The organism is Limnobaculum zhutongyuii (assembly GCF_004295645.1).
Classification (GTDB): domain Bacteria; phylum Pseudomonadota; class Gammaproteobacteria; order Enterobacterales; family Enterobacteriaceae; genus Limnobaculum; species Limnobaculum zhutongyuii.
This window is the reverse complement of record NZ_CP034752.1, coordinates 314,689-337,617: the sequence shown is the minus strand read 5'-3', so window position 1 is coordinate 337,617 and position 22,929 is coordinate 314,689. Positions and strand designations below refer to the sequence as shown.

The window sequence follows — 22,929 nt, the reverse complement described above, 5'->3', positions numbered from 1 at the left end:
GTATATACTTATGAACAATCATAGCCATAACAAAGACATACCATCTGATAAGGTACATGACCATGCTTCATCAGATGAACATCATCACGATCATGACCACCAGCCCGAAAGTTGCTGCAGTCAATCGAGCTGTTGTTCACAAGACAAAACAGAAACCTTAGCCACGCTCTCCACTGGAAGCACTCGTCTGACATGGCAAGTTTTTGGTATGGATTGCCCAAGCTGCGCTAAAAAGGTAGAAACCGCGGTAAGTCAGGTGGCTGGCGTCGAGCATGCCAAAATCCTGTTCGCCACAGAAAAGTTAGTCGTTGATACCAAAGAAGCTCAGGATATTGCACCGCGTATTGAACAGGCCGTCAAAAAGGCAGGCTACTCATTAAGTTCTGATACCCGTGCCACACCGACTGCAAAACCATCGGCCAAACAACAGCGACTAAAAGAGTATGGCCCACCAGCCATTATGGCCGCGTTGATCTTACTCAGTTGGCTTCTGGAGCTGTTTTCACCAACCTACGGTCGTATCGCGTTTACTGTCACTACCATCATCGGACTGATTCCTATTGGTTTACAGGCCATTCGCCTGACCCGTAGCGGAACACCTTTCGCCATAGAAACCCTGATGAGCATTTCCGCCATTGGCGCACTGTTTATTGGTGCAACGGAAGAAGCGGCAATGGTACTAATGCTATTTATGATTGGTGAATTACTGGAGTCATATGCTGCAAACCGTGCTCGTCAGGGGGTATCTGCGTTAATGGCACTGCTGCCGGAAGAGGCTGTCAAACTCAATAGTGATGGAACAAGAGAAGTCGTTACCGCTGCCAGCCTGCGCCCGGGAGATATGATTGAAATCGCCCCCGGAACCCGACTGCCTGTCGATGCCGAATTGCAGGCCACCAGCGCCAGTTTTGATGAAAGTGCACTAACAGGCGAATCTATTCCGGTAGAACGTTTGCGGGGCGAAAAAGTTGCGGCAGGCAGTCTGGCCGTTGACAGCGTAATGCAGTTAAAAGTGCTGTCTGAACCGGGTAATAACGCCATCGACCGAATTCTGACGCTAATTGAAGAAGCCGAAGAGCGCCGGGCACCCATTGAACGATTTATCGATCGCTTCAGTCGCTACTACACCCCAGCCATTATGCTGTTCGCGCTGTTAGTCGTTATTGTTCCACCGCTAATGTTTGCCCAACCATGGGAAACCTGGATTTATCGCGGCCTGACACTGCTGTTAATTGGTTGCCCTTGTGCTCTGGTGATTTCCACTCCGGCGGCAATTACTTCTGCGCTGGCGGCGGCCACTCGTCGGGGAGCATTGATTAAAGGCGGTGCGGCACTTGAACAGTTAGGAACCATCAGCCAAATCGCTTTTGATAAAACCGGTACCCTGACAGAAGGTAAACCAATGGTAACGGATGTCATTCCTGTGAGTGAGATAACCGAAACCCAACTGTTAGGTTTGTCTGCAGCAGTGGAGTCTGGCTCTCACCACCCTCTGGCGCAGGCTATTATTCTCAAAACTGAAGAGAATGGTATCGCCTATACTCAGGCGGAAGATCGCCGGGCCATTGCCGGTGTTGGTGTTCAGGGTAACGTAGATGATGAAATCATCCTGATCAGCTCTCCATCTAAGCTGACACAAAATGAGCTGTCTGCCGAACAGCAACAGCAAATTACTCAATTGGAAGAGCAGGGAAAAACCGTCGTGGTTACTCTTAAAGCCAATCAGGTTATCGGCTTATTAGCGCTGCGCGATACATTACGATCCGATGCCAGACAGGCGCTGGCAGCCTTAAAACAAATTGGCGTTAATGGCGTAATGCTGACGGGTGATAACCCGCGGGCCGCCGCGGCTATCGCCCACGAACTCGATATCGAATATGAGGCCAGCCTGCTGCCTGAAGATAAAGTTACTGCGGTTATTGCCCTGAATAGAGAGCAACCAACCGCCATGGTGGGAGATGGAATTAACGATGCACCGGCGATGAAATCATCCACTATCGGCATAGCCATGAGCGGCGGCACAGATGTGGCGTTAGAAACCGCCGACGCGGCACTAACCCATAACCGACTGATTGGCCTGACAGATATGATTGTACTCTCCCGGGCCACTCGTAAGATTATTCGTCAAAATATCACTATCGCTCTTGGCCTGAAAGCCATCTTCCTGGTCACCAGCCTGATTGGCCTAACCGGCCTGTGGCTGGCCGTTCTGGCAGACTCCGGCGCCACCGCACTGGTTACCGCCAACTCACTGAGATTACTACGGAAGAGAAAGGAAGAGACGGAAGGTTAAAACGCAAAAACAACAAAAGAATTGCTATTTAATTCCGTGCAGTTAACCAAGCTAATCGGAGGGAGACCTTTCCGTTGGGGTCGACTTGGCGTAAGCCAACGAAGCGCCCCTAGGAAAGGTAGGCCCGACGCGCACCAATGCTAAGTGCAGATTGTTTTCCGGCCGAACACCATGCCAATATAGGCACTTCATCATTACGGCCGGAACATCCTCAAATGTTAATTTAAAGAACTTTGATTAATAAAAAACTAATCAGAGTTTAAAACAACTCGCCCCTTCCTCTGCCCCCGAAATCTGCGCTCTCAGCGCCGAAAACAGTTCTCGCCCCATACCTACATAGGAATCAGAAAGATCCGGTTGAATAACTTCACGGCTCGCTAACTCCGCTTCATCTACCAACAGGTTGATTTGTCCGGTGGTGCCATCAACCTGAATCAGGTCACCATCCCGTACTTTCGCCAGTAAACCACCGACGTAAGCTTCAGGGGTAATATGAATGGCTGCCGGAACCTTACCGGAAGCACCGGACAGACGCCCATCCGTCACCAGCGCAACTTTATAACCACGATCCATTAACACACCCAGCGGTGGCATCAATTTATGCAACTCTGGCATACCAATGGCTTTTGGTCCCTGAAAGCGCACCACCACGATACAATCGCGGTCTAATTTGCCGGCATCAAACGCAGCATCAATATCATACTGGCTTTCAAATACCACCGCCGGTGCAGTGATAACCTGACGATCTTCAGGCACCGCTGAGGTTTTCATTACTGCACGTCCTAAATTACCGGACAGCACTTTAGTACCGCCATGCTTAACAAACGGCGCTTCTAATGTGGAGATAACTTCCGGATCCAGTGAGGCATGAGGACCATCACGATAAACCAATTCACCATTCTCAAGAAACGGCTCCTGAGTGTAACGATGCAAACCAAAACCGGCGACCGTATGCACATCTTCATGCAGCAATCCGCCTTTCAACAATTCACGAACCAGCAGCGAAACACCACCGGCAGCCTGAAAATAGTTAATATCGCCCGGACCGTTAGGATAGATCCGACACAGTAATGGAACCACTTCAGACAATTCAGAGAAATCATCCCAGGTAATAGTGATACCCGCTGCCTTCGCCATCGCCACTAAATGCATGGTGTGATTGGTTGAACCACCGGTCGCCAGCAGCGCAACAATACCGTTAACCACCACCTTTTCATCAACCAGACGACCCACCGGCAGATAATCACCGGAAGACTCGGTCATACGCGTTACCTGACGCGCTGCTGCTTCGGTTAATACATCACGTAATGGAATATCCGGATAAACAAAGGAGGAGCCGGGTAAATGCAAGCCCATCACTTCCAAAACCATCTGATTCGAGTTCGCCGTGCCGTAGAAAGTGCAGGTACCCGCAGAGTGATAAGAATTCGCTTCCGATTCCAGCAATGCATCGCGACCTACTTTGCCTTCGGCATACAGTTGACGCACACGTACTTTCTCTTTATTTGAAGCGCCGGTACGCATTGGACCAGCAGGCACAAATACTGACGGTAAATGACCAAATGACATAGCGGCAATAAACAATCCCGGTACGATTTTGTCACAAACCCCCAGGTATAACGCCCCATCAAACATATTGTGAGACAGGCCAATCGCCGCCGACATCGCAATCAAATCACGGCTTAATAGAGAGAGCTCCATACCATCCTGCCCCTGTGTAACACCATCACACATGGCTGGTACGCCACCGGCAACCTGACCCACAGCGCCTACGGCGTGCAGAGCATTCTTGATACGTTCAGGATAATGTTCATACGGCTGATGAGCAGAAAGCATATCGTTGTAAGAAGTAATAATGCCGATATTGCTTTTCACCATATTTTTTAAAGAGGATTTATCATCTGGCGAGCAGGCAGCAAAACCATGAGCAAGATTGCCACAGGAGAGTTGTGAACGGTGTACAGTTTTAGTTTTAGCCGCATCGATTCTGGCCAGATAGCGGGCTCTGTCGGCTTGAGAACGAGCAATGATATTCTGAGTAACGCGTTCAACAGTAGGGTTCATGCGATTTCCTCACTTCCTGTTCAAGTGTATAAATAGTGATATTCAATAAATCACGCTATTACATGACGAAGAGAAATAAGCGGAACACCCAATTAAACGAATAATGCTTATTGCCAATCAATGACCAATAGCGCTATGACTATTAATTTAAATCTTAAATAAGCAGTAAATTATCTGAATAATAGAAAATAAAATATTGCTGCTTATTTAAAATCTAAACAGGCTAACTTCATGACCAGTCACATCAATTTTTCACTGATGAATATCGCTGTTTTTCACCTCGCCATACCCCTTTAGCTACACCACGATATCACTATATACTCAAATGATACCGGTAACAATTCCTTTTTTCCTCTAACTTTACTCGATTCAGCTTAAGCAATGGACTTTTTTGTGACAAAAGTCACATTTATATCAAAGATGTTATCTGTCGGGAAAATCTGGTTTAAGAGAGCGACATGGTATTCAACGAAAAATAATGAATTATCATTTAGCATCAAACAATAGAAACACTTTTATTTAACATTTAGACAGAAAAATATAATCAGATAATAATAAATAGTTTCATTCAAAATAAAAATTAAGCCCACATAAGGTAAATAGTATATTATCCATGTAGTAATAAATTCATGTTATATCGGGAAGTGATAAATAATCTAAACGCACCTGATAATATCGTGAGTAAAGTTATTCATTGATATGCTGAAATCGTTACGGGCATATGCGCCCTGCGTTTTCTTTGTTAAACTAAACCCTTGGCGGTTTACTATTTTAATCAGTTGAAAATGAAGAAAAAAAGACCCGGACTTCAGGATGTAGCTAATCAGGTCGGCGTGACCAAAATGACCATCAGCCGCTATCTGCGCGATCCATCGCAAGTTTCAGCCACACTGCGCGGTAAAATTGCCGTAGCGCTGGATGAATTAGGCTATATTCCAAACCGGGCTCCAGAAATTCTTTCCAACGCCACCAGCAGAGCCATTGGTGTATTACTGCCTTCATTAACCAACCAGGTTTTTGCCGAAGTTTTGCGTGGTATTGAAAGCGTAACAGATTCTCATGGTTACCAAACCATGCTGGCTCACTATGGTTACCGTCCGGAACGCGAAGAAATGCGTTTAACTTCGCTACTTTCTTACAATATCGACGGATTAATCCTTTCTGAACGAACCCACACTGAACGAACACGAAAAATGATCGAGGTGGCAGGTATTCCGGTCATCGAAATTATGGATAGTGCCTCCCCCTGTATCGATCTGGCCGTTGGCTTTAATAACCACGATGCCGCTTACCAGATGACCAGAGAGATCCTGCAAAACGGACATCTGCATACTGTCTACCTTGGTGCCCGACAGGACGAACGTACCGTGATTAAAATGCAGGGGTACGAACAGGCGATGCGTGAGTTTGGTCTGGAGCCCCGCAGCGTATGTACCGATCGCTCGTCATCCTATAGCCTGGGCTGTGAACTGTTAAAAGAAGCATTCCAACGTTACCCCGAAACCGACAGCATATTCTGTACCAACGATGATATCGCCATCGGTGCTGCTTTTGAGTGTCAGCGTCTAGGATTGCGCATTCCGGACGATATGGCAATTGCCGGTTTCCACGGTCATGACATTGGTCAATCAATGGAACCTAAGCTTACCAGCGTATTAACTCCCCGCGAACAAATGGGGCAAGTGGCTGCTGAGAGACTTCTTGCCCGTTTACGGGGAGAGACCGTAACACCCAAAATGCTTGATTTGGGCTTTAAGATACTGCACGGAGGCAGTATCTGATAACGATTAACGGAATTTAACGCCCGCCTGACGCAGCGCTTCGGTACCACGATTAACCACTTCATCGAAGTCAGCGTCAATATCGATACATAATACGTCCGGCTCATCAGCACCGGGTTCTTCCAGCGCGTCGAACTGAGTTTTTAACAGTTCAGTCGGCATATAGTGACCAGCACGTGCCTTCAGACGCTCAAGAATCACATCAAAGCTGCCTTTCATATAAAGAAATAGCATCTCCGGATTTCCTTCACGCAATTTATCGCGATAGCGGCGTTTTAGTGCGGAACAGACAATGATGCCAACTTCGTTTTTATGACGCAGGCTGTATACCGCATCATTTAAACGTTCTAACCATGGTGCGCGATCTTCATCATTCAGAGGATTACCGCTGGCCATTTTTTGGATATTGGCTTTTGGATGCAGATCGTCTCCATCAATGAATTTGGCACCTAACTTTCTGGCTACTGCCGCACCAACGCTGGACTTACCGCAGCCTGACACACCCATAAGAATTATGCTTTGTCCTGTCATAAGTTTGATCTCTATCTCAAAATGAACATTTAGCCCTTCACTATAGTTCCCTATGCTACCACGTTACCGGTATCATGATACCGGTAACAAACAAAGATGTGATAAATATCACAAATAGAAAGCAAAGCAATAATTACAAATATTGCAGACAAAAAATAGAAATATGACGCCATCTTCTGGAAAAAAGTCATATTCCTATACTAACCTAAAATAGTCACAGTTAGGTTTATACGGTACATACATCGGAGAATTATTATGCCATTAGTGATCGTAGTCATTGGCGTAGCCCTACTACTGCTACTGATGATCCGTTGCAAGTTGAACGGTTTCATTTCACTGATACTGGTTTCGCTGGTCGTTGGCCTGGCGCTGGGTTACACAACCCAGGGTGCGTTCAACGTTAACGGCGTTATCGTTTCAATTAAAAATGGTGTCGGCGGGACGCTGGGAAGTTTAGCTTTAATCATGGGCTTTGGTGCCATGTTAGGCAAATTACTGGCAGACTGTGGCGGCGCTCAACGCATCGCAACTACCCTGATTGCAAAATTTGGTAGAGAGCGGATTCAGTGGGCTATCGTACTGACAGGTTTCGTTGTTGGCTTCGCGCTGTTCTACGAAGTCGGCTTCGTGCTGTTATTACCTTTAGTCTTCACTATCGCAGCATCAGCGCGTATTCCTCTTCTGTTCATTGGTGTACCAATGGCGGCAGCGTTATCCGTAACTCATGCACTGTTACCACCGCACCCGGGTCCAACGGCAATTGCCATTCTGTTTAAAGCAGATATGGGTAAAACTCTGCTGTTTGGTACATTAATCGCCATCCCTACCGTTATTCTGGCAGGTCCGGTTTATGCTCGTTTCCTGAAAAGCATTGATAAGCCGGTTCCGGAAGGTCTGCATAACCCGAAAGTGTTCACCGAAAGCGAAATGCCAAGCTTTGGCGTTAGCGTGGCAACCACATTAGTACCGGTTATTTTAATGGCTGGTCGTGCTGTTGCTGAAATGACACTGCCAAAAGGCCATGCGGTTCTGCCTTACGCCGAATTCCTTGGCGATCCGGTAATGGCAACCATGATTGCCGTGTTAATTGCTATCTTCACCTTTGGTCTGAACCGTGGTCGTTCAATGGATCAGATTATGGATACTATTGGTGACTCCATCAAAATCATTGCCATGATGCTGATGATCATCGGTGGTGGCGGTGCCTTCAAACAGATTCTGGTTGATGGTGGTGTCGCTAAATATATCGAAACCCTGATGGCTGGCAGCACCCTGTCTCCACTGTTAATGGGTTGGGCAATTGCCGCAGCGCTGCGTTTAGCACTGGGTTCAGCAACCGTCGCGGCAATGACCGCTGGTGGTATCGTTGCACCTCTGCTAACCATCTCTGGCGTGAGCCCGGAACTGATGGTACTGGCCGTTGGTTCTGGTAGCGTAATCTTCTCTCACGTAAACGATCCTGGTTTCTGGCTGTTTAAAGAGTACTTCAACCTGACTATCGCTGAAACGCTGAAGTCATGGTCAGTACTGGAAACAATCATCTCCGTGTGTGGCCTGATTGGCTGTCTGCTTCTGAGCTCTGTTATCTGATTCAGATTGATCATTATCTGAATGCTAAAAAGCCGGTCTGGATAACAGACCGGCTTTTTTAATTGCTGACAACGTTTGATAGTTCAGTTTAGTCCCTTAACATAGCCAATCGTTGGGAGGGACGGGTGTTGGGGTCGACTTGGCGTAAGCCAACGACAAACAGGCAAAGCCTGTTTGAACAGCGCTCGCGCTGGCCCGTCAGGGTGAAACACCGCAAGGTGTTTCATAACTGCCCCTAACCCGGCCAGACCCAACGCGCTCTGCAACTAAGTATAAATGGTCTTCCGGCCGAGCACGAAGTTGATATGAGCAACATCGTTTTTACGGCCGGAATACTCACAGGTGCTGGTTGATTAGGTTGTCAACAGTCTCAAAGTCAGTCAGGATAACAGACCGGTTTTTTTAATTGCTGCTAGTGATACAGTTATACGTTAAAAACAACTGCCGACAGCCAGATAAGCCCTTTAACATCTTCTGCGGCGGCAACGGAACGCAAGAAACGATCCGCAGGCGTCACGCGATTCACCCGGGCATCCGCATATTTCATCAGATCAATCTCACCCTGCAACGGCATCATAACGCCGCGTTTCGCCCGTTGAGTTAATACTGTAGAGGTGCCTTTATGGCTCCATGAATAATCTGGAAAAGAGCCCGCACCATAGCGATCCAAAATGATATGCCCTATTTCATGGGCCGCTGTCATTTTAAAATTTAACTCACAGAAGCGATTCAAGTTAGTCTGGTCGGTAATATGCTTAGCGTAGAATCCCTGATTATAAAAGATTCTGCGAAACCCTTTCAGGCTGGTAGAACGCCCAAAACGTTCAGACAAAGAACCAATCAATTTGAAATCAGGCATAGCCGGTTTAGTATGCCAATCGGCTACTACGGTTACATTAAATAGCCCCTGCTCCGTCTGAATGCCATTACCAATGTCACCAGCCCGATGACCATTTCGGGACCAGTAAAGCTCAACACCTTCACCAGCCATCGCGGCCAACGTTAAATAATCCGGGCAGGAAAAATCACTCACCCGCCCTCTGGAGCCACCATCGGAGAAACTGAGGCGCATCAGTACATCAACCTGACGGTTTATTCGGTCAACTCGTACATCTACCCAATCAACATGACGGGCTTTTCCCTTAAATGGGTATTCAACGATAAAATGTTCACCGGCATGGAAAGCTACTAACCGCAGGCAAAGGTCAGAACGCTTGAGAGTTTGTGTATCCATTATTCCGGCATCACTATAACCATCCCAGAACCAGAGATGACAACCAGACGAGCGGAAATGGTGAGTATCTTGTTCCTGATATATCAATTGGTCGCCAGACATAATCTCTAACGACAAAGAGTCAGCAACAGTGCCATTGTTTTCAATACAGAAACCCACTTTCTCTTCGCCAGTTGCATGGGCCTGGGAGAAAGCAGGGATATTTAAAGGAGTAATAACCTGAGGATTAACAAGCCTGATGCGATAATTCAGTAACTCAGCCAAACTATCTTCCTGCGTAGTTAACGTATGCATCAGGTGAGTGCCACACTGAAATCAGTAAAAGCGAGAGGTGATCAGGTGTAATCCAAAACCGGCAAACAGTGCCCCTGCAACACCATCAATCCACTTAGCTGCGCGTTGATAACCACGGCGCATCACCGGTAGTGCGAAAATAAAGGCAACCAGAGTAAACCAAATCAGGGTTTCCACTGCGATAAGGGCAAACAATCCCCAGCGTGTACTGCTGGCAATGTCATCACCCACAAACACGGAAAACACGCTACCGAAATAGATCAGCACTTTAGGGTTGGAGAGATTAGTAAATAATCCACGCAGGAAAGCGTGACTATTGTGCTAAACGCCTTCTGATTCATCAGAAACATCATGCAACTGTGGCTGAGGTTTGCTCAATGCAGATCGTAACAGACAAAAACCCATCCAACACAGATAAGCACCACCGCAGATAACAATCAGACTATGCAGCCAGGCCATCTGCTGCAGCAAAATATGAAGCCCTAACAGCGCAACAGCCGCCCAAACCATAACACCACTCATAATACCGATTGCGGCATACATAGCCTCACGTCGCGAACGGCTAACGGCCGTTTGCGACACGAAAAAAAAGTCGGGTCCCGGTGAGGCCAGCGCCACCAACTGGACCACCGCAACAGTTAAAAATAACGTCATGGAAGTTCTCTTTAATCTTCAGAAAAATGGGATATTGGAATAACGAAATATAGCAGCCGTGACCATTAGCTCACGGCTATTAGCTAATTTATTGTACTCTTCCACACGAAAGATAACAGTCTGGCTTTATTGAATTTTCGTCATCTCACCACGACGGCAATCTTGCCAGGTAACGCCTGCATCACGCATCAGGGTATACAGGTAATCAACCGAAGCAGGGGCTTTAGTATGCACGTCATGGAAAAGAATAATGCCTTTTCGCCAGAGCAACATTAATGTAAGAACGCGGTCGCTGGCCTGCTGTGTATTAACTTTTTGACTCCAGTCCTGAGAATCAATATTCCATAGCACCACCGGAATCCGGTATTCACGGAAAAAAGCCCCACTGTCAGCCCGACGCTGGCCATAAGGCGGACGAAAGCTGGATACATAGCTGTCGGGAATAGCTTTACTAATCAGATTTAGACTTTCCAGCACCGAATTTTGCCAATCAGCCCAACTGGCATGCGATTTATGCTGCCAACCGTGAGAGCCGACACATTGCCCCTGATATAAATCCATCAGCTGCTCTTTTGACTGCTGTTGTAAACGGCGCTGGAAGCTTTCTCCCAAAACGAAGAAATAGGCATGTAGTTGATGCTGGTTAAGGGTATCTATGAGCCGATCGGTGCTACCGTTCTCCGGGCTGGGGCCATCATCAAACGTCAAAACGAACTGGCGGTCGGCAAAATTCTCTCCCGTCACTTCATTATCAGAGAAAGTCGAAATCTCACTGCTGGTTTTAGGGAACAGTGCAGCCAGCCGAAGTTGCTCCACCACATAGGTGCGGTGAAAGGCCAGTCTTACAGGTGATACATTAGCCTTTTGAACTATCTGACGAAACTCGTCAACACTTAACGCCTTTACAACGCGTCTTTCCATACCTTGTGCAGAAGAGATATTAGCTAGCTGGTAATTTTTAGTCAGGCGCAGCCAAAAGTGCTGGCGCACCTTCTCCATCGATTTAATATCAATGCGCTTGGCGGGCAAGGCCAGCTTTTCTGGCAATTGTGATTCTGGAACGGATTCGCTTTCCAGCAGTGCTTTAGCAAACGCTAAAATCTCTAACTGGGAGGCTTTGTCAAAGCTGGCGCTGTCGGTAATCTCTGTATCAGATAATTGGCTGCGATCGATAACGGCCATCGACTGAGGTCCTGCCGCCATCAGGTTAAAACTGATTAACCCGATGAGTAAAATAAGTTTTTTCATGCAAACACCTTTAATCAGGACTGACTAAATGATCGCGGATTAACGTCAGGAAGGCTTGACCAAAACGCTCTAACTTGCGGTAACCGACACCGTTAACTGACAACAACTCACTTTCACGAGTTGGTTGTTGCTCCGCCATTTCCAGTAATGTTGCATCGTTAAATACCACATAGGGCGGAATATTCTCTTCATCAGCAATAGATTTGCGCAGCTTACGTAATTTAGCAAATAGCTTACGGTCGTAATTTCCGGCAAAGCTCTTGGTGGCCGCACTGCTGCGTGATTTGAGATTAAGCAGCCTTGGTACCGCCAGTTGCAATGGATGCTCTCCACGCAAAACAGGACGAGCGGCTTCGGTCAATTGAAGCGCAGAGAACTGAGCAATATTTTGTGTCAGAAGACCCAAATGGATCAACTGACGCAATACGCTAATCCAGTGTTCGTGGCTCTGATCTTTACCAATACCATATACCGGCAGCTTATCATGGCCGAACTCGCGAATTCGGGTATTGTTCGCACCACGCAAAATTTCCGCAATATAGCCAACACCAAAGCGTTGACCAACCCGATAAACACAGGAAAGGGCTTTCTGTGCATCCACTAAGCCATCATATTGCTTCGGTGGATCAAGGCAAATATCGCAGTTACCACAGGGCTGTTGTTTGCTTTCGCCAAAATAATTAAGCAACACCAAGCGGCGACAGGTTTGCGCTTCAGCAAAAGCATTCATCGCATTCAGCTTATGGCGTTCAATATCCTGCAATTCACCCTGCGGTTTTTCATCCAGACAGCGACGCAGCCAGGCCATATCTGCCGGATCATAAAACAGTACCGCTTCCGCCGGTAAGCCATCACGACCTGCCCGCCCCGTTTCCTGATAGTAAGATTCAATATTGCGGGGAATATCAAAATGCACCACAAAACGCACGTTGGGCTTATTGATGCCCATACCAAAGGCCACCGTCGCTACCACGATTTGTAAATCATCACGCTGGAAGGCTTCCTGCACTCGTTCCCGGCTATCGTTATCCATACCGGCATGATAAGCCGCAACGCTAAGTCCTTTCGCCTTCAGCCTGTCGGCGGCATCTTCCACTTTTTTACGGCTATTGCAGTAAATGATGCCGCTTTTACCGCGCTGATCCTGAACGAAACGTTGTAGCTGATCGGTTGGTTTAAATTTTTCTATCAGGGTATAGCGGATATTAGGGCGATCAAAGCTGCTGATATGAATCAGAGGATCGCGCAAATCTAACAGGCGAATAATATCCTGACGCGTGGTTTCATCCGCCGTGGCAGTCAGGGCGATAAATGGCAGATCGGGGAAATGCTGTCGAATAGAGCCAAGCGCGCGGTATTCAGGACGGAAATCGTGCCCCCATTGAGAAATACAGTGGGCTTCATCAACCGCCAGCAGCGTTGGATTCCAGCCGCTAAGCTGCTCAAGGAAGTTATCCATCATCAGCCGCTCAGGGGCAACATACAGCAGCTTGATTTGCCCGGTACGGCAGGCAGAAATCACTTCATATTGCTGTTCACGCGTTTGACTGGAGTTAAGGCAACCAGCAGCAACACCATTGGCGTGGAGTTGATCGACCTGGTCTTTCATCAGGGAAATCAGTGGAGACACCACCAATGTCATACCGTCCAGCAACAGCGCCGGTAACTGATAACAGAGTGATTTACCACCGCCGGTTGGCATCACAACCAGACAGTCACGACCAGACACCGCTTCGCGAACAATCTCCTGCTGCCCGGGACGAAACTGATGATAGCCAAAGGTGTCACGTAATACCTGTGCGGCTAAAGGTTCTGTATTAATAACAACCGCAGTTGACACCTTAATCCCCTGTTACTTTTATTGGGGGGTATTTTAGGCTCATTCATACCGTTTGTCGTCCCTCGAAAAGGGAAAAGGGCAGATAACTGATAAAAGGCAGAGTATCCCGCAATCTTTAATGCAAACAGGCTCTTTTCCTGCAAATTCTTCGATCTTTATCCCTATAAATCGAAGGGGTATCATCGATAGAGTGCGTATTATCCCGCCCGATATTAATTGAGTATTTCCCGGTATTTAAAACCTGTTTATCCTATAACTTGTGTTAATTTCAGACATAAAGAAGCATTAAAATGAAGTACACTGGCAAATTCTATTTTGAGTGTTCAGTACAAGGTATTTCATGGAATCGCAGCAGACTCGTCAGGGTGTTTTATTCGCTTTAGCCGCTTACTTTATCTGGGGTATTGCTCCAGCCTACTTTAAGCTAATCGATTATGTACCTGCCAATGAGATACTGACACATCGAATTATCTGGTCATTTTTCTTTATGATATTGCTGATTAGCGTTAGTCGGCAGTGGAATACCGTACGTGCGGCCTGTCGCAATAAAACCAAATTACTGTTACTGGCAGTTAGTGCAATATTAATTGGTAGTAACTGGCTGACATTTATCTGGGCGGTGAATAATCATCATATGCTGGAAGCCAGCATGGGATATTTTATTAACCCATTGGTCAATGTGTTACTTGGCATGTTATTTCTTAGTGAACGTTTTCGTCGGATGCAGTGGGTTGCGGTAGCGCTGGCCTTTAGCGGCGTCGCCATCCAGCTCTGGCAGTTTGGTTCTATTCCTTATATCAGCCTGATACTGGCTTTTACTTTTGGTCTGTATGCGTTGGTACGTAAAAAAATTGGCGTCGATTCACAGACCGGCATGTTAATTGAGACACTGTGGCTACTGCCAATCGCAGCGTTCTATCTGTTCTTTATTGCCGATACCCCAACCAGTCACCTGGGCCAGAATACCATGTCGCTGAATTTACTGTTGGTTGCAGCTGGTGTCGTCACTACCGTTCCACTGCTGTTCTTTACCGCTGCCGCAACTAAATTGCGCCTGTCTACTCTGGGCTTTTTCCAGTACATCGGCCCAACCATGATGTTCGTACTGGCAACGGTATTTTATGGTGAAACCATTGGTAAAGAGAAACTGATTACATTCGGTTTTATTTGGGCGGCACTGATTATCTTCGTGTTTGATGCCCTGTATTATCAACGCAAACTACGTTAACTTTCAGCCTTTCTCGGCGCATGGCGGGAGATAAATTTCGCCATCGCCGGGCCGGTCATCAAAATACTGAATAGTCTCAGAGTTTGCATCGCCATGACAAAAGACATATCCACCCCGCTCCCGGCAGCAATGATTGCCACGGTATCTAATCCCCCCGGGCTGGTTGCCAGATAGGCGGTCAGAAAATCCATATCCAATACTTTGGTCAATGCCAGCGCCATTAATGCACACAGTGACATCAGCGCCAGTATCGAGATAACAATTTGCGGCAGCGTTCTCAACGCCAGCAGAAAAACTGCCCGATTAAAACGTAAGCCAACGCTCCAGCCGATAAAGGCATATGCCATTGCCAGCAGCCATTCTGGTAGCTGAATGGTTAACACATCACCCGCATGCAACCCTGCGCCAATCAACATCGGAAACAACATAGTACCCGACGGAAAGCGCAGACGACGCCCTAACCAACCGGCAATAATAGCCAGAGCCAGCGTCGCGACAAAATCCCAGCCCAGCGGAGGAAACCATATCAGCTCCTGCACAACACTCTGTGCCTCTCCTCCCATAGCAATACGAACCACCAGCGCCGCCGAACCAGCGACAAACAGCACCCGCAGGTATTGCATAAAAGCCACCAAGCGCACATCTGCACCATACTCTTCCGACATAGCAACCATCGCCGCCGCACCGCCCGGTGATGATCCCCAGGCTCCGGTGGTACCCGGCAGGTTACTAAAACGAACCAGCAGCCAGCCTGACATACCACTGGCAAACAGCGTGGCCAACAGAATAGAAAGAACAATGGGCCAGTTTGCCGCCAGCGAGACCAAAATGGATGAAGAGAGATTTTGAGCAATCATGCAGCCAAGAATGGCCTGAGAAGAGATAAAGAAACGGTTATCAATGCGTACTGTTGCACCAAAGAGGCTCATGGTTACGCCAACCACCATCGGCCCAAGTAACATCGCTGCAGGGATGTGAAAATGCAACATCACCAGCGATAACAACAGAGAAAGAGTTAACAATATGACCCATTGGAAAATGGGAGAGCGTTCTGCCACGGTTACATATCCTGATAGCTAGCGCAGCGGAGACAGAGCCAACAAGGAAGTTACCGCTGATTGATATAAAATAAGTATATAACAATCAGACGGTAAATCTTTGATGGAAACGGGGTATCAGAGCCAATTACGGCGCTTAAAGTAGAGATAAGGCGCTAACGCCGCACACACCATCAGACCAATTGCCGCCGGATAACCCAATGACCAGTCCAACTCAGGCATAAACTTAAAGTTCATACCGTAGCTTGATGCCACCAGCGTTGGCGGCAGGAATACTACCGATACCACCGAGAATATCTTAATAATGCGGCTTTGTTCGATATTGATAAAGCCCATCGCTGCCTGCATCAGGAAGTTAACCTTCTGAAACAGGGATTCATTGTGAGGCAGCAGAGATTCAATATCGCGTAACACTTCACGCGCCTGATCCAACTGATTACTTGGTAACCGTGCTTTACGCACCAGGAAATTTAATGCCCGCTGGCTATCCATCAAACACAGACGTACTTTCCAGCCGGTATCTTCCAGCTCGGCTAGTGTGGACAGCGCTTCGTCATAGCCATCACCAGGATGCCCTTCCATAATAATTCGGCTCAGAGCTTCCAGATCGCTGTAAATATTTTCGATTTCATCGGCTAACTGTTCAATTTTAGTTTCGAACAGATCTAACAGCAGCTCATACGCGTTACCATCGATCATCGCCCGATTACGGGCACGCATCCGATAAAGGCGGAATGCGGGCAGATCGCGCTCACGTAGCGTAAACAAACGACCGTCACGAATGGTAAATGCCACGGTGGCGTTGCCGCCGCGGTCTTCGGCATCTTCGTAATAAAAGAAGGAGTGAATGTGCAGGCCATCTTCATCTTCGAAGAAACGAGCCGATGCCTCAATGTCGTCCAGTTCCGGACGCGTTGCCAGTGACTGACCCAGCTCTTCCTGAACGCGTTCCCGTTCTTCATCCTCTGGTTCCACCAGATCGACCCATACAGACGAGGCCAGATTATCGCCCTCGTCCAACTCTAAACGAGACAAGCGGCAATGATTTAATTGAAATGCGCTTAGCATAGCGTCATCCCTCTTTTACAGTGGAGATACAGACAACGCATTGAACAATCTGACATGCTGGCAAAAGCCATATTAATCAGACCTAGACTAGATCCAGCTCATTAGCGACGGGATAATATAGAGGTCGCTGACAACCACGAAGGCTATCAGCAAATAGGGATAGCCTTAGAAGTTGAACTTAATTAAAAGATCATTGAGCCAGTATCGACTGGGAATGTCCAAAGCTGTTGCCCCCATAGGAAAATAGTGCGCGCATGTTACGCCTTCGGGAAAAACTCTGTCAACCATTGGAAAGTATTTATTGTTTATTTTCGCACCGAAAATAGCAGGTATAACAGCCACAGCCAGCTTTTCATCTATTAATTCATTATTTTTTCTGGATTTTATAGTTTAAACCAAGCTCTGAATTCAAAAGAAAAGCTCAACCGGTGGGAACAACGAAAGAAGGGCGATTTTATGACTAAAAACATCAGGGTAATGGGGAATCAGCAACACAAGATCCATATGCCAATAAGTTAATGGCTATTCTAACAGGGTAATCGTCGGGCCTCGCCCGACGTTCTCAAAATCAGATAACTACAGAATGTCTAACCTGGCATAAGAGGCCACCAGCCACTTAATACCTTCGCCCTGAAATGCAATTTGCAGTCGGGCATGTTCACCACTGCCCTCAAGGTTGATGATAGTGCCTTCACCAAACTTAGGATGACGAACCCGTTGGCCCAGCTTATAACCGCTATCATTCTGACTTATTGGTGTACCCATTCGGCTGTGGCTTACCGGACGCGATACGCTGGCTCGCAGGCGAACCTCTTCAATACAATCTTCCGGCAGCTCACCCACAAAACGGGATGGGCGGTGATAAACCTCTTTACCATATAAACGGCGGGTTTCTGCATAGGTCAGGGTTAGCTTCTGCATGGCGCGCGTGACACCAACATAGGCCAGACGGCGTTCTTCCTCCAGCCTGCCACCTTCATCCAACGACATTTGGCTGGGGAACATTCCCTCTTCCATACCGACGATAAAGACCTGAAGGAACTCCAGACCTTTAGCTGAGTGCAGAGTCATTAACTGTACCGCATCCTGATAGGCATCTGCCTGTCCTTCTCCCGCTTCCAGCGCAGCATGGGACAAAAATGCCTGTAGCGGCGTCAAATCCATATCTTCATCCTGAAAGCTGAACTGGCGAGTTGCCGTCACCAGTTCTTCCAGGTTTTCTACACGAGCCTGGCCCTTTTCGCCTTTTTCCTGCTCATACATCTGACGCAGGCCCGAATCGCGGATAACTCGATCGGTTTGTACATGCAGAGGCAATTCGCTGGTTTCGCGGCCCAAGGCTTCAATTAATTCAATAAAACGCTGAATGGCTCCGGCAGCCCGACCGGCCAGTACCTTTTCCTGTAGTAAAGCAATAGATGCCTGCCATAGCGTAACCTGACGGTCACGGGCGGCATGACGGATAACATCCAGCGAACGATCGCCAATGCCGCGCGTTGGGGTGTTTACCACCCGCTCAAATGCAGCATCATCATTTTGATTAGCGATTAACCGCAGATAAGCCAGAGAGTCTTTAATTTCCTGACGTTCAAAGAATCGCATGCCGCCGTATATCCGATAGGGCATCGATGCCTGTATTAGCGCCTCTTCCAACACCCGCGATTGGGCGTTACTACGATACAGGATGGCACAATCAGTTAAAGCACCGCCGCTGTCCTGAAATGCTTTAATACGGCTGACCACAAAACGCGCTTCATCCAGTTCATTAAATGCACAGTAAAGGGAGATCGGTTCGCCTTGTTCGCCATCAGTCCACAGCTCTTTACCCAAGCGACCATCATTATTGGCAATCAGGGCGTTAGCCGCTTTCAGTATATTGCTGGTTGAACGATAGTTTTGTTCCAGACGAACGGTTTGCGCCCCCGGAAAATCATCCAGAAAGCGTTGAATATTCTCTACCTGTGCACCACGCCAGCCATAAATCGACTGATCGTCGTCACCAACAATCATCACTTTAGCGCTGTCACCCGCCAACATACGTATCCATGCGTATTGAATACGGTTGGTATCCTGAAATTCGTCCACCAGAATATTAGTGAAACGCTCACGATAATGATTCAGGATTTGAGGCTTGTGCAGCCATAGTTCATGAGCACGTAACAGAATCTCGGCAAAATCTACCAGGCCGGCCCGATCGCAGGCTTCCTGATACGCCTGATAAATACGCAGCCAGGTTCCTTCCGTTACATTGCCATAAGTATCAATATGCTGTGGGCGCAAACCATCATCTTTTTTATTATTGATGTACCACATGGCCTGACGTGGGACCCACTGCTTCTCATCCAGATTCATCGCCCGGATAATTCGCTTTAATAATCGCAGTTGATCTTCGCTATCCAGAATCTGGAAATCCTGCGGCAAATTAGCCTCAAGATGATGTGCCCGTAAAAGGCGATGTGCGAGACCGTGGAAGGTTCCAATCCACATGCCACCCTGACTAGTCCCTATCAGCTGTTCGATACGATGGCGCATCTCTGCGGCGGCTTTATTGGTAAAGGTTACCGCCATGATGGAATAAGGAGAACAATGCTCAACAGACAGCAACCAGGCAATACGATGCACTAATACACGAGTTTTCCCACTACCTGCTCCGGCAAGCACCAACATATTGGTACGGGGAGCGGCGATAGCTTCGCGCTGTTTATCATTTAAGTTTTCTAGCAGGTAGGAAACGTCCATTATTAGGCCATATACTGTTAATTTATACAGATGAATGGATAGATTATATCAATCGACACAATGATTCCAACCGGGAAATTTCAATATGGGGTAATAAACAGCCGGTTGGTTCATGCATAATGTTTCTTTCACGATCGTTAATCCAGCATGCCTGAAGGCCATGGCGTATTGCTCCGGCAACATCAGTAATCAGATCATCGCCAACATGCAGAATAGTTTCTGGCGCCAGTTTAAGCTGTTGGGCGGCATTCAAATACATATCGCCAAACGGCTTCGCCCGACCATCCGGCCCGGCACGTAACACCAGTTTAAAATAGTCACTCAGACCGAACATGTGCGGATTAGCATTACCGTTGGTGACGGCCACCAGTGGATAGTGTGTCGCCAACAGGCTCAATGTGGTGTGAGTAGATTGCGGCACATCAATACGGCTACGCCAGTAGCTGAAATGCTCCATGGTGAGTTCGGCCCCTTGTCGGGCATCATTATCGCTGTAGCCATGAACCTGCAAGGTGGTCTCAAACGCCCGACGACGCCATTCGCTGACATCGTGATAGATATCAGGCTCCTGCTCCAACAGTTGGTGACGGATTCGATTAAATCCCTCACGGCTTAAGTTAGCAACCTGAGGAAACTGTTGTTGCATAAAGCTAACCACTTCACGTTCAGTACGCTCAATAACCGGGCGATTATCATACAGCGTATCATCAAGATCGAAGGTCAGTGCTTTGACAGGCCCCAGCGGTCGATAAAAATGCATCAGGATTTCCCTCTCTTGGCGCGTGGATGAGCAGCATCGTACACCGAGCTCAAATGCTGAAAATCCAAATGGGTATAGATTTGGGTTGTGGAGAGGTTAGCATGTCCCAGCAGCTCTTGCACGGCCCGCAGGTCTCCGCTGGACTCTAACATATGGGTAGCAAAAGAGTGCCGCAGTTTATGGGGATGCACATGGCTGTTTACCCCCTGCTTAACCCCCCACTCGGCGAAACGCTTCTCCACATTGCGGGCTGAAATTCGGTTGCCATGTTTTGAGACAAACAGCGCATCATCATCTGGTGCATAAAACTCACGCATGGGTAACCAGCGATTCAACCAGGTTACCGCCATTCTGCCGATAGGCAATTTACGTTCTTTACTGCCTTTTCCTACCACCCGGATTTCACCCGAGTCCAGATTCACCTGGCGGCAATCCAAACCAACCAATTCAGACAAACGCAAACCCGCGCCATACATTAACTCCAACATGGTGCGATCTCTGACCGCCAGAGGATCGTTTAAATCGATATCCAGCAGATGATTCACTTCATCCACATCCATGTTTTTCGGTAGGTGGCGACCCTTACGCGGTGTTGAGATCCCTTTTGCCGGATTAGCCGTGATTTGTCCCTGACCAATCATCCAGTCCAGAAAACTGCGCAGAGCAGAGAGCCTAAGTGCCAGACTGGCTGATTCCAGACCGGAACGTTTGCTACGCGTGACCAGCATTCTTACGCCAGCGGCATCCAGTTTAGTCCAGTCCATTAGTCCAATATCAACCAGCAAAGCAATAAGCGCTGCCAGCTGCCGCTGATAGCTTTTCAGAGTATAAGGACTGAGTTGACGTTCAACCCGCAGGTAACGCAGAAAACTATCAACGGGATTCTGTAAGGATGGGCAGTTCAGGTCGTAGTGGTGTTCTGTCATACCGGCTCTATCCATCGGGATAGCAATCCGGGCAGAATCAGGCTGAGTTGATCGAGTATCAATGTGCCCATCCCCTGCTGATAATGCTGAGGGTCACGGCTGGTAAATATCACCATACCTAAATCACCTCTTTTTCCTAACAGGGATAACGCAACAGACCCAACCATTTTAGCCTCAGGCATTAATAACAAAATTTCCGGACTATTCAGTGGACCTAAATATTGATTACGGTTGCCCAGTCGCTGAATACGCATTGGTTCGAATGACTGACGCGGCAGGGAGAGATGTGTGAAATCTGAAGGCGCGCCCAGATGCCATTTCTCATTAAACAGGCGAATGGTGGCGTCAACCAGCCCCAGAGAACGAGCCCATTGCCGTAAGCGGTCTAATAGATCTTGCAGGCTATCCGCCTGTACCAACTGGCATTGCAGGTTAATCAGCCGGGTAAACAGAATCTCATTGGTGGTTGCCTGCTCCATCAGTAACGTAATCTCTTCTTCTAACTGCTCAATATGATTACGCTGGCGGCCCATTTGCCATTCAACTAATGAGATACTGTCTCTCACCGGGTGAGGAACCCGCATTTGTTCAATTTGTCGAGCATTACGAATAAAAAAATCAGGATTATTCAGCAGATACTGACTAACCATGTCATCGGTCAGGCTGACTGGTTGAATCTCCGAAGTTGATCCCTTTTTTTTACGTTGGCTCATAAGTGAATAAACCCATCATAAACATGTGAGGCAGGCCCTACCATGTACAGTGGATGTCCCGGACCTTTCCAGCTTATTTGTAAACTGCCTCCGGGAAGTTCAACTTTCACATTATCATCCAGCACGCCCTGCATAATACCCACGGCAACAGCAGCACAAGCACCGCTACCACAGGCTTGAGTTTCACCTGCTCCGCGCTCATAAACTCTCAGACGAATGCTTCCGCGATTGATGACCTGCATAAAGCCAATATTGGCTCTCTCAGGAAAGCGTTCATGACTTTCTAACAGCGGCCCCAGCTCTTCCACATTCGCGGTTTCTACATTATCTACCTGTAAAACACAGTGTGGGTTACCCATCGACACTACACCGCACAGCACCGTATGTTCAGCTGCACGAAAAATGTAGGTTTTCTCCATTTTAGCCGCACGGAAAGGCACATGTGAGGGATCAAAATCGGGTTCACCCATGTTAACGGTAACCAGATCGTCTTCACTGACAGAGAGCGTCATACGACCATTTTGTGTACTGACCCGAATATCCCGCTTATTGGTCAATCCTTTCAGACGAACAAAACGAGCAAAACAGCGGGCACCATTACCGCATTGTGCAACTTCACTGCCATCAGCATTAAATATCCGGTAATGAAAATCTAAATCAGGATCGTAGGGTGCCTCAACCACCAAGAGCTGGTCAAAGCCGACACCATAGTGGCGATCGGCCAGACGGCGAATCAGCTCCGGTGAAAAATAGACGTTCTGTGTCACCGCATCGACAACCATAAAATCATTGCCCAAGCCATGCATTTTAGAGAATTGCATTTCATACCCCACTTTCGACGACCTTATATATTACTGATTTATCGCCAGTTAAATTCTCGTCTTGCCGGGCCAGCTATTCTGAAGCTG

General features: G+C 47.7%; 16 protein-coding genes and 1 pseudogene. 4 read left to right on the top strand and 13 right to left on the bottom strand.

Annotated elements, in window-relative coordinates:
- The first annotated feature begins 10 nt into the window (after positions 1-10).
- On the top strand, positions 11-2,293 hold the full coding sequence (locus EKN56_RS01130; protein ID WP_130590132.1) for a zinc/cadmium/mercury/lead-transporting ATPase: 2,283 nt from the start codon (positions 11-13) through the stop codon (positions 2,291-2,293).
- A gap of 252 nt (positions 2,294-2,545) precedes the next feature.
- Here EKN56_RS01130 and edd read toward each other — a convergent pair whose 3' ends face one another.
- Positions 2,546-4,357, bottom strand: a complete 1,812-nt coding sequence (gene edd / locus EKN56_RS01125; RefSeq protein ID WP_130590131.1) for a phosphogluconate dehydratase — start codon at positions 4,355-4,357, stop codon at positions 2,546-2,548.
- 785 nt (positions 4,358-5,142) lie between these two features.
- Here edd and gntR point away from each other — a divergent pair.
- The gene (gene gntR, locus EKN56_RS01120; protein WP_130590130.1) at positions 5,143-6,138 is read left to right on the top strand and encodes a gluconate operon transcriptional repressor GntR; all 996 of its coding nucleotides are present in this window, start codon (positions 5,143-5,145) and stop codon (positions 6,136-6,138) included.
- A gap of 6 nt (positions 6,139-6,144) precedes the next feature.
- Here gntR and EKN56_RS01115 read toward each other — a convergent pair whose 3' ends face one another.
- On the bottom strand, positions 6,145-6,669 hold the full coding sequence (locus EKN56_RS01115; RefSeq protein WP_130590129.1) for a gluconokinase: 525 nt from the start codon (positions 6,667-6,669) through the stop codon (positions 6,145-6,147).
- Between the two features lie 255 nt (positions 6,670-6,924).
- Here EKN56_RS01115 and gntT point away from each other — a divergent pair, with 255 nt between their 5' ends.
- Positions 6,925-8,259, top strand: coding sequence for a gluconate transporter (gene gntT / locus EKN56_RS01110; RefSeq protein ID WP_130590128.1), 1,335 nt, complete (start codon positions 6,925-6,927; stop codon positions 8,257-8,259).
- A 424-nt stretch (positions 8,260-8,683) separates the two neighbouring features.
- On the opposite strand, the gene EKN56_RS01105 is transcribed toward gntT, so the two are convergent.
- The 4 genes and pseudogenes from EKN56_RS01105 to recQ form a co-directional block, all read right to left on the bottom strand.
- Positions 8,684-9,787: a hypothetical protein gene (locus EKN56_RS01105; RefSeq protein WP_130590127.1), complete on the bottom strand. Its 1,104-nt coding sequence runs from the start codon at positions 9,785-9,787 to the stop codon at positions 8,684-8,686.
- Between the two features lie 21 nt (positions 9,788-9,808).
- A pseudogene (rhtC, locus tag EKN56_RS01100) lies at positions 9,809-10,441 on the bottom strand (threonine export protein RhtC).
- A gap of 126 nt (positions 10,442-10,567) precedes the next feature.
- Positions 10,568-11,689: a polysaccharide deacetylase family protein gene (locus EKN56_RS01095; protein ID WP_130590126.1), complete on the bottom strand. Its 1,122-nt coding sequence runs from the start codon at positions 11,687-11,689 to the stop codon at positions 10,568-10,570.
- 10 nt (positions 11,690-11,699) lie between these two features.
- Complete coding sequence (gene recQ, locus EKN56_RS01090; protein ID WP_130590125.1) at positions 11,700-13,529, bottom strand: ATP-dependent DNA helicase RecQ; 1,830 nt, start codon at positions 13,527-13,529, stop codon at positions 11,700-11,702.
- 340 nt (positions 13,530-13,869) lie between these two features.
- Between recQ and rarD the strand changes: the two genes are divergently transcribed.
- Positions 13,870-14,757 carry an EamA family transporter RarD gene (gene rarD, locus EKN56_RS01085; RefSeq protein WP_130590124.1) on the top strand — a complete coding sequence of 296 codons (888 nt, stop codon included), beginning with the start codon at positions 13,870-13,872 and terminating at the stop codon, positions 14,755-14,757.
- Here the strand turns inward: rarD and EKN56_RS01080 are convergent.
- From EKN56_RS01080 to dapF, 7 genes are all read right to left on the bottom strand, one after another.
- The gene (locus EKN56_RS01080; protein WP_130590123.1) at positions 14,754-15,815 is read right to left on the bottom strand and encodes an AbrB family transcriptional regulator; all 1,062 of its coding nucleotides are present in this window, start codon (positions 15,813-15,815) and stop codon (positions 14,754-14,756) included. The two genes, rarD and EKN56_RS01080, sit on opposite strands and share 4 nt — an antisense overlap.
- A 117-nt stretch (positions 15,816-15,932) precedes the next feature.
- A complete protein-coding gene (corA, locus tag EKN56_RS01075; RefSeq protein ID WP_130590122.1) occupies positions 15,933-16,883 on the bottom strand; it encodes a magnesium/cobalt transporter CorA in 951 nt (316 codons plus the stop codon).
- Between the two features lie 576 nt (positions 16,884-17,459).
- A complete protein-coding gene (gene uvrD / locus EKN56_RS01070; RefSeq protein WP_130590121.1) occupies positions 17,460-19,622 on the bottom strand; it encodes a DNA helicase II in 2,163 nt (720 codons plus the stop codon).
- Positions 19,623-19,665: 43 nt separating this feature from the next.
- The gene (gene yigB / locus EKN56_RS01065) at positions 19,666-20,382 is read right to left on the bottom strand and encodes a 5-amino-6-(5-phospho-D-ribitylamino)uracil phosphatase YigB (protein WP_130590120.1); all 717 of its coding nucleotides are present in this window, start codon (positions 20,380-20,382) and stop codon (positions 19,666-19,668) included.
- Complete coding sequence (xerC, locus tag EKN56_RS01060; RefSeq protein WP_130593548.1) at positions 20,382-21,308, bottom strand: tyrosine recombinase XerC; 927 nt, start codon at positions 21,306-21,308, stop codon at positions 20,382-20,384. Before xerC ends, yigB begins: the two co-directional genes overlap by 1 nt.
- The gene (locus EKN56_RS01055; protein ID WP_130590119.1) at positions 21,305-22,021 is read right to left on the bottom strand and encodes a DUF484 domain-containing protein; all 717 of its coding nucleotides are present in this window, start codon (positions 22,019-22,021) and stop codon (positions 21,305-21,307) included. Before EKN56_RS01055 ends, xerC begins: the two co-directional genes overlap by 4 nt.
- Positions 22,018-22,842: a diaminopimelate epimerase gene (dapF, locus tag EKN56_RS01050; RefSeq protein ID WP_130590118.1), complete on the bottom strand. Its 825-nt coding sequence runs from the start codon at positions 22,840-22,842 to the stop codon at positions 22,018-22,020. The genes EKN56_RS01055 and dapF overlap by 4 nt, the downstream gene beginning before the upstream one ends.
- Between the last annotated feature and the right edge of the window lie 87 nt (positions 22,843-22,929).

Excerpts from the sequence above, each read along its gene's own strand:
- EKN56_RS01130 (WP_130590132.1), top strand. The coding sequence starts at position 11 with ATGAACAATCATAGCCATAACAAAGACATACCATCTGATAAGGTACAT.
- edd (WP_130590131.1), bottom strand. The coding sequence starts at position 4,357 with ATGAACCCTACTGTTGAACGCGTTACTCAGAATATCATTGCTCGTTCT.
- gntR (WP_130590130.1), top strand. The coding sequence starts at position 5,143 with ATGAAGAAAAAAAGACCCGGACTTCAGGATGTAGCTAATCAGGTCGGC.
- EKN56_RS01115 (WP_130590129.1), bottom strand. The coding sequence starts at position 6,669 with ATGACAGGACAAAGCATAATTCTTATGGGTGTGTCAGGCTGCGGTAAG.
- gntT (WP_130590128.1), top strand. The coding sequence starts at position 6,925 with ATGCCATTAGTGATCGTAGTCATTGGCGTAGCCCTACTACTGCTACTG.
- EKN56_RS01105 (WP_130590127.1), bottom strand. The coding sequence starts at position 9,787 with ATGCATACGTTAACTACGCAGGAAGATAGTTTGGCTGAGTTACTGAAT.
- EKN56_RS01095 (WP_130590126.1), bottom strand. The coding sequence starts at position 11,689 with ATGAAAAAACTTATTTTACTCATCGGGTTAATCAGTTTTAACCTGATG.
- rarD (WP_130590124.1), top strand. The coding sequence starts at position 13,870 with ATGGAATCGCAGCAGACTCGTCAGGGTGTTTTATTCGCTTTAGCCGCT.
- corA (WP_130590122.1), bottom strand. The coding sequence starts at position 16,883 with ATGCTAAGCGCATTTCAATTAAATCATTGCCGCTTGTCTCGTTTAGAG.
- uvrD (WP_130590121.1), bottom strand. The coding sequence starts at position 19,622 with ATGGACGTTTCCTACCTGCTAGAAAACTTAAATGATAAACAGCGCGAA.
- yigB (WP_130590120.1), bottom strand. The coding sequence starts at position 20,382 with ATGCATTTTTATCGACCGCTGGGGCCTGTCAAAGCACTGACCTTCGAT.
- xerC (WP_130593548.1), bottom strand. The coding sequence starts at position 21,308 with ATGACAGAACACCACTACGACCTGAACTGCCCATCCTTACAGAATCCC.
- EKN56_RS01055 (WP_130590119.1), bottom strand. The coding sequence starts at position 22,021 with ATGAGCCAACGTAAAAAAAAGGGATCAACTTCGGAGATTCAACCAGTC.
- dapF (WP_130590118.1), bottom strand. The coding sequence starts at position 22,842 with ATGCAATTCTCTAAAATGCATGGCTTGGGCAATGATTTTATGGTTGTC.